Here is a 6,097-nt window from a genome sequence, read left to right as displayed (position 1 = left end):
GTCGGGCAAACCCGTTTTGAGCCATTAAAAAAGACATCTGCTCCCTAAAAAATGGAGGCAGATGTCTTTTTTGTAACTTCTATGAGACTCCCGATGAAAAAGCGTTAGTTCTTCAGTGGCCTCTCAAAAAAACTAGGTCTCTTTCGCATTTTATGCAAGGTTCACATAGTGGAATGCATATCCGTTCGGACAGTGGTACTTCATGCGCTGGTTTGCATGAAAAGGCGTGTGACAAGCGTTTAGTTTTTCCCACTGCCCGAACATGCTGACAAGCGGAGCATATTCTAAATTAGAGCTGAGTAGCAAAGGAGGGATAAAGAAAATGGCTCAGTCCTTGAATCCGAACCGTTTTGTTTCGGCCCGGGTTTTACGCAGGGTTGCGCGAGCGATGCTCCCTTTTTATCACGTCATCGCAACGAACAAGGCGTTTGCTGCTCAATGGAGCAGGGCGGTTGTTACGACAAACAGCGTGGAGTTGCTGCGGTTATTCCGCATAGCGTCGCCATTTGCCCGTAAACCGCTGCCTGGAACCTACAGGAGCGGATATACCGTAAACTTTGAATTTAAGGGCCCGGTCAATCTATACGGCAGCGGAACTTCGCTTCCTCCGGGAACGCTGAAGCAGCTCCCGGAGGAAGCCAGAGCCCATCGGGCTGTGGCCCGGGCGATCCTGCCTCTTTACAAAGCACTGGTATTCAATGCCTCTTTCACACAAGTTCTCGCCAAGGCGATCCGCCGGGGAGATACCCAAGTGGTTACGCTTCTAGTGCGTGGACTTGTGAGAACACCGCAGCTTCGTTCTGTTAGGATTGAAGAATCCGGCGTTGCGCTTGCGTTCAAGTTTGCTTTCAGCCCTTACAAGTATGAGCATTTTCTATTTCATGAAGCGTTCGAGTGATTCATTTCTTTTACATCTGCGGAGGTGGCAGGCATATGAAGAGAAAACGGGCGGGTAGAGTGGAAAATCAGGTGTACTCCAGCCGGGTGCTGCGGTCGGAGTTTGACAAGCATTGGCGGACAGTTCTATCTCGAAGTGGTTATGTGGTATATATTGCTACCGCAAACCGCGCCAAGATTGTGGTTCTTCTTGCTGACAATTCAAGAAAGCTCCTCATCTTTAAAAAAGGCGGAAAAGTGCTTGTTGGAGGTGGAGGGACAAGCCACTACAGCAAGCCGCACCGTGCGATTACCCTTTGATCTTACGATGATACAGCTCAGAATCATAAATCCCCACACATTTCCACTGATGAGGCTGTCGGTAAAACGACAGTCCTTTTTATGGGAAGGGATAAAGTTCGCACCACGGATTTGCTGGATGGGGGAAGTTATAAAAGACCTTCGCCATAAAGACCAAATCATTACCCCGTAAGCTAAGGGATTCATCTATAACCTGGTTTCCGTACTGCCAACTTTTATTATGATATCATTCGAAGCAGCCTTCACTCGATTGGCCTTTTTAGTAAAGAGGATGGCATGGTCCCAGATGACATCGAATAGAGCGGGACCGACTAAGGTTTCTTGATCCACATATATTCTAAAGATGAGATAGCTTTCTTGATTATTGTCCACCCCGAAAGCCTTTCCGTTTGGATTGCCCGTACTATAAGGTACGATGATTTCAATCTCTTCTTGACTAATCTTTCTCGACATTTTGCATACATAGTAGAACTTTTGATTTATGTAGCCTTCAGGGAAATACTCGGCCGCAGAGTCTTTGAACTCCACTGTAGTGTTCGCAACAGCTACACCATTGAAATACTCAGCTCCATAGAAGCTTGCGTTGGAGAAGACTGCTTTACCGGTTTGTTCATGGTTCACACCATACAGGATGATAAAATCATCATCAGACTTCAACGTAAAATGATCAGAACTGATATAGATGGCATCTCTGTTATCCGCCCATACATTTACATCATTTAAGATGGCCTCAAACCCCTCCACAATCGTCAGGGTAAAATTTAAATAAACATGTTCAAATTCCTCGCTTCCATATTTGGCAAGGATCTGATACCTGAGATAATCCAGTTCAAACCTGGCGCTGGGGAGAATTTGAAATTCTGTGGTGCCGGTCTCTTTTATTTTTAGTTCTGGAATCGGCCAAGGGGAGAGACTTGTGTAAGGCGTTTTTGGTGTAATCCGATACACTTTCACATAGTGATCCAGATTATTCAGATACTGATCTCCAATTATTTTCTCGGACCAAATGGCGGCCCTCATAAGAAATGAAAAGGTGTCCTTCCCTTTTTCAAGGCCCATGTTTACCAAGCCTAAGGGAATATTATCGTTGTTCATCGTACCCGGATCAAAGTCTGCTCCCAGCAGCGCATCGCGAATTTGCTTATTTACATTTTGATCAGCCGTACTGATGAGAATCGTAGAACTATTAAAAGGGTTACCTGCTGATCCTCTTGGCGTATTTTCCGTCCAAATATTGAAGTTATTAATTTGATCACCGAGACTGCCAAAAACACCGTGATAAAAACCGGTGCTGGCGTCTCCTGCTGTTATGGCTCCGCTGTAATCTTTTCCAGGTTTATTCTCAACAAACGCAAGGTAGCTTCGAAAACCGAAATAGACCGCCTGGGGAGGAGTCAGCCCTATGAGCACAACCGCTTCATCAGGCCGCAGCTTGTAAGTAAATCCTGGCGCCGCATAAGTAAGATTCGGAGCATAATTACCAGGATCATCAGGGTTATACCCGATTGGAGGTTTCTGGCCTGGGGCCGGATGTTGATTTGGCGCCGGCGGTAGTAAGACGGGTGAATAGGGAGCACCAGCATGATTTCCCATTGCGTTATCCAAAATACCTTCGCTGACAAGCTTTAGTACGTCCAAATACTTTAATTCCCCTTCTTGGACAATAAACCCCCTCTCTTCCAAGATGGAGACAAACTTATTCACATTACGATTATCATAAGTAAATTCATTCGTCATCGAATTTGGATCCATTCTGATTCATCCCCCAAGTACCTGAATAAAGTCCTGATAACAAAGGTATGAGGAATAAGAAAAATTGAGCCCTATACAAAGAAAAATTCCCGAAAACTTCGCACAACATGCCGGAGAGAGCCACTGTCATGGGGCCCGCCCGGTGAATGGCGGTGAAACGGACTGGAACCTATGGGATCCCTCCCAAGGGGTGATCCGCTTCCTTGCATTGCCGTTTTTTCCTAAAGGTGGGCGTCCGTCGCTTGCCCGTTACTGCTGTCTTAATACATTGTGAGCATGGGTTCAATCGATGAAACACTGGCCCCTCCAACCGAAATGAAAGGATGAACACAATGGGTGACATTATTGGAGGAAGTAAAGGGAAAACAAACCCAAACGGCACTTTATATACCCGTTCTCAGAAGCTGCTGGCCTCCCGTCTTCGCAGAAAATCATTTGACCCCGACAACTATAAGATTGTTTATATGGGGGACAGCTGGGCTGCGGAAGGGAACTACACAGGTATCGGAGTGCTGAATAAAGCGCTGGACGTTATCAGAGGCACCAAACCGTTGTATGTTCTGCATGGGGGAGACATCGTATTTACAGGTTCCAAGGAACAGCTTACCTATTTTTCCAATAAGGTGAAAGAACGTATTCCCGGAGGGCCGTTATTTGTCGCTGTAGGCAACCATGAGAGTACTCTGAAGAATGGCACAACATCCCTCAACAATTTCAAAAAAATCATCGGTCCTGCAGCCCTTCATTTTACGGTCCGCTCGCCTTATGTCAAGGTAATCGGTCTGAGCTCGGTAAGCCCTAATGGAGGCAAGCCCTATGGAAAGAAAGTTCCGGTGGCCTGGCAGCTGTAGGGGATGCCTTCCGTTACTTTCGTTATTTAAGGATTCGCAGCGCCGTGATGTTGGGCTTGTAGGTTCGCTCCTCTTTGAGACGGTATCTTCCGCTGCCCAGGGAGATCAAGTTGTAATGCACATATTCCAGCACGCCCCCCGGATCCTTTTTGATGCTTTCAACAGCAGGAGCTACATTGGTATACACCTTTCCATTAGGCGAGGTATATCGAATGAATTTTCCGTTATGTGCTGTTTGGACTACTGTTATTTGGTTTGCTTTATTTCGCTTGGCCCCATTCTGCAGGAAAGCGATACAGGCGTGACCGGAAGATTTGGCTGTGATTTGCACGGTTATTTTGACACCAAAGGGAATCTCCTTCTTCGGGTCTGGCGGGTTCTTAAGGGCCTGTTTGTAAGCGGAGATGGTGGGGTAGAACAGGAGTGCAGGTGGGAGTGCCTGATTAAACTCCTTCGTTCCGCTTACATGACCCAATGCCAGGACCGAAGCGTCGGAGGATGCATTTCTCGCTCTGCCGTTGTGGACGCCGACCGTCCAACTGCCTTTGACTTCCTGATAGTATAATACGCCAACACAAGACCCGGCCGGGATGTTCATAGTTCAGCCTCCTCTGGTTATATCATTAGTACATGCCGGAGAGAAGGGGATTGACTGAGTCAGTTGAAGGGTATACAGTGCCTAAAGTTACGGGGCTGGTAGGAAAGCCTCGTCCCCATTCATCGTCCAGGAAGTCTCGAGTAATCAAAGACGACGATTTCGATCACATGATTTTCGAATGAGCTATTTTTATCAGAATAAAGCAGTATTTAAGGCAGTGGAACAATATGTCCTTAAAAAACTTTTAAGAGGACATCATCATTGTATATTACAGTTCTTTGAATTAAGAAAAGAAGAGGGGAGTGATTTCTCCCCCGTATGCACATATGCTTACGCATATGTATTCTAATTTTTATGTGATGCCTCGTAATACAAAACTACTTCCAAATGCCCGAATCAGAGGAACGTAAAAAGAAGAATCATAAAAAAGATGAATTCGTACATACCACAAAGAATTTCAATAATGGTGTTTGATAATCCAACTGAGGAAAATAGGATTTTGCAACGATATGTTGATAACTATGTCCGTAAATTTAGTTTTTGACGGATTGTAATATGAAGTGCGACAGTTAGAAAAAACAAAGAGGCCCATGTATGGATTCGTGTAAAATGGAAGTCACCACAACACCATTTACAAGGAGAATCCTACATGAGCTACTCCCATCTTAGCATAATTGAGCGTGGACAACTAGAGACATTGTATCGGCTGGGCTGGTCGACCCGTGCCATTGGCCGACAGCTTGGACGACATCATGCCACTATTGCCCGTGAACTTAAAAGGGGCTTCAGTGGTCAGGACTACGCAGCTGAGTCTGCACAGCAGGCGTATCGTGAGCGCAGAACAACCAGCGTCCCTGCAGGCAAGTTTACTTCTGAACTTGCTGAAGAAATTGAGGAGAAATTGAAGCAAACCTGGTCACCCGAGCAGATTGCTGAAAAGCGAAGGTGCGAGGGGGAAGCCTTTGTCTGCTACAAGACGATCTACAGATGGCTCTATGAGGGGCGACTTAAGGCAGATGTGAAGGTTCTCCGGCACAAGGGAAAACGGCATAAACCCATGGAAACACGGGGGCGGTTTCTTGTCGGTACTCCGATCTGTCAGCGGTCCAAAGAAATACGCAAACGCACGACATTTGGCCATTGGGAACTGGATACGGTAGTTTCCAGCCGAGGAAAGAGCCGGGCTTGCGCGGGCACTTTCCTCGAGCGTAAAACGCGTCTGTACATGGCCGTAAAGATGCCTGATCGCACGGCGCACTCCATGGAGGTCGCCTTTGGTGTAGTCGCCAGCCAGTACCCCCAGGGGACCTTTCAGACGGCGACAACCGATCGTGGAAAAGAGTTTGCCTGTTATGCAAACTTAGAGGGCATTCACAACATTAAGGTTTATTTCGCGGATCCCTATTCCTCTTGGCAACGAGGTTCCAATGAGAATGGTAATGGGCTTCTGCGTGAATTCTTCCCTAAGGGTTATGACTTTGCTGATGTATCGGATGAGGAGCTGGCTGAAGCTATTCGCCTTATCAATCATCGCCCCCGTAAATGTCTAGGCTGGAAATCTGCTCACGAAGCATTCATGGACGAGTTGTCGAACTTAGCTTGACAATCCGTCTTTTAAAAATAACGTCTGAAATCCAATCCCGGCATTTTAAATAATATGCTGGGATTTTTCTTTGGGCCCACAAGAGCAAGCAAACGG

At 46.5% G+C, this 6,097-nt stretch carries 6 protein-coding genes; 4 read left to right on the top strand and 2 right to left on the bottom strand.

Annotation, left to right across the window (positions count from 1 at the left end; genetic code table 11):
* The first annotated feature begins 322 nt into the window (after nt 1-322).
* Together O9H32_RS20670 and O9H32_RS20665 are read left to right on the top strand one after the other, a co-directional pair.
* Entirely contained in the window at nt 323-898 is a 576-nt protein-coding gene (locus O9H32_RS20670; RefSeq protein WP_269868024.1) for a hypothetical protein, read from the top strand.
* Between the two features lie 35 nt (nt 899-933).
* Complete coding sequence (locus O9H32_RS20665; RefSeq protein ID WP_269868023.1) at nt 934-1,197, top strand: hypothetical protein; 264 nt, start codon at nt 934-936, stop codon at nt 1,195-1,197.
* 186 nt (nt 1,198-1,383) lie between these two features.
* On the opposite strand, the gene O9H32_RS20660 is transcribed toward O9H32_RS20665, so the two are convergent.
* Nucleotides 1,384-2,934 (bottom strand): hypothetical protein, encoded by a 1,551-nt coding sequence (locus O9H32_RS20660; protein WP_269868022.1) that lies wholly within the window; start codon nt 2,932-2,934, stop codon nt 1,384-1,386.
* Nucleotides 2,935-3,281: 347 nt separating this feature from the next.
* On the opposite strand from O9H32_RS20660, the gene O9H32_RS20655 reads away from it, so the two are divergent.
* Nucleotides 3,282-3,800, top strand: a complete 519-nt coding sequence (locus tag O9H32_RS20655; protein WP_269868021.1) for a metallophosphoesterase family protein — start codon at nt 3,282-3,284, stop codon at nt 3,798-3,800.
* A gap of 22 nt (nt 3,801-3,822) precedes the next feature.
* Here O9H32_RS20655 and O9H32_RS20650 read toward each other — a convergent pair whose 3' ends face one another.
* Complete coding sequence (locus O9H32_RS20650) at nt 3,823-4,398, bottom strand: hypothetical protein (protein ID WP_269868020.1); 576 nt, start codon at nt 4,396-4,398, stop codon at nt 3,823-3,825.
* Between the two features lie 649 nt (nt 4,399-5,047).
* On the opposite strand from O9H32_RS20650, the gene O9H32_RS20645 reads away from it, so the two are divergent.
* A complete protein-coding gene (locus tag O9H32_RS20645) occupies nt 5,048-6,001 on the top strand; it encodes an IS30 family transposase (RefSeq protein WP_269868019.1) in 954 nt (317 codons plus the stop codon).
* The last annotated feature ends 96 nt before the right edge of the window (nt 6,002-6,097 follow it).

The sequence above is a fragment of the Paenibacillus caseinilyticus genome (genome assembly GCF_027533645.1).
In the GTDB taxonomy this organism is placed as follows: Bacteria; Bacillota; Bacilli; order Paenibacillales; family NBRC-103111; genus Paenibacillus_G; species Paenibacillus_G caseinilyticus.
Note: the sequence above shows the minus strand (reverse complement) of the source record. Positions and strands in the feature narration are given on the sequence as shown.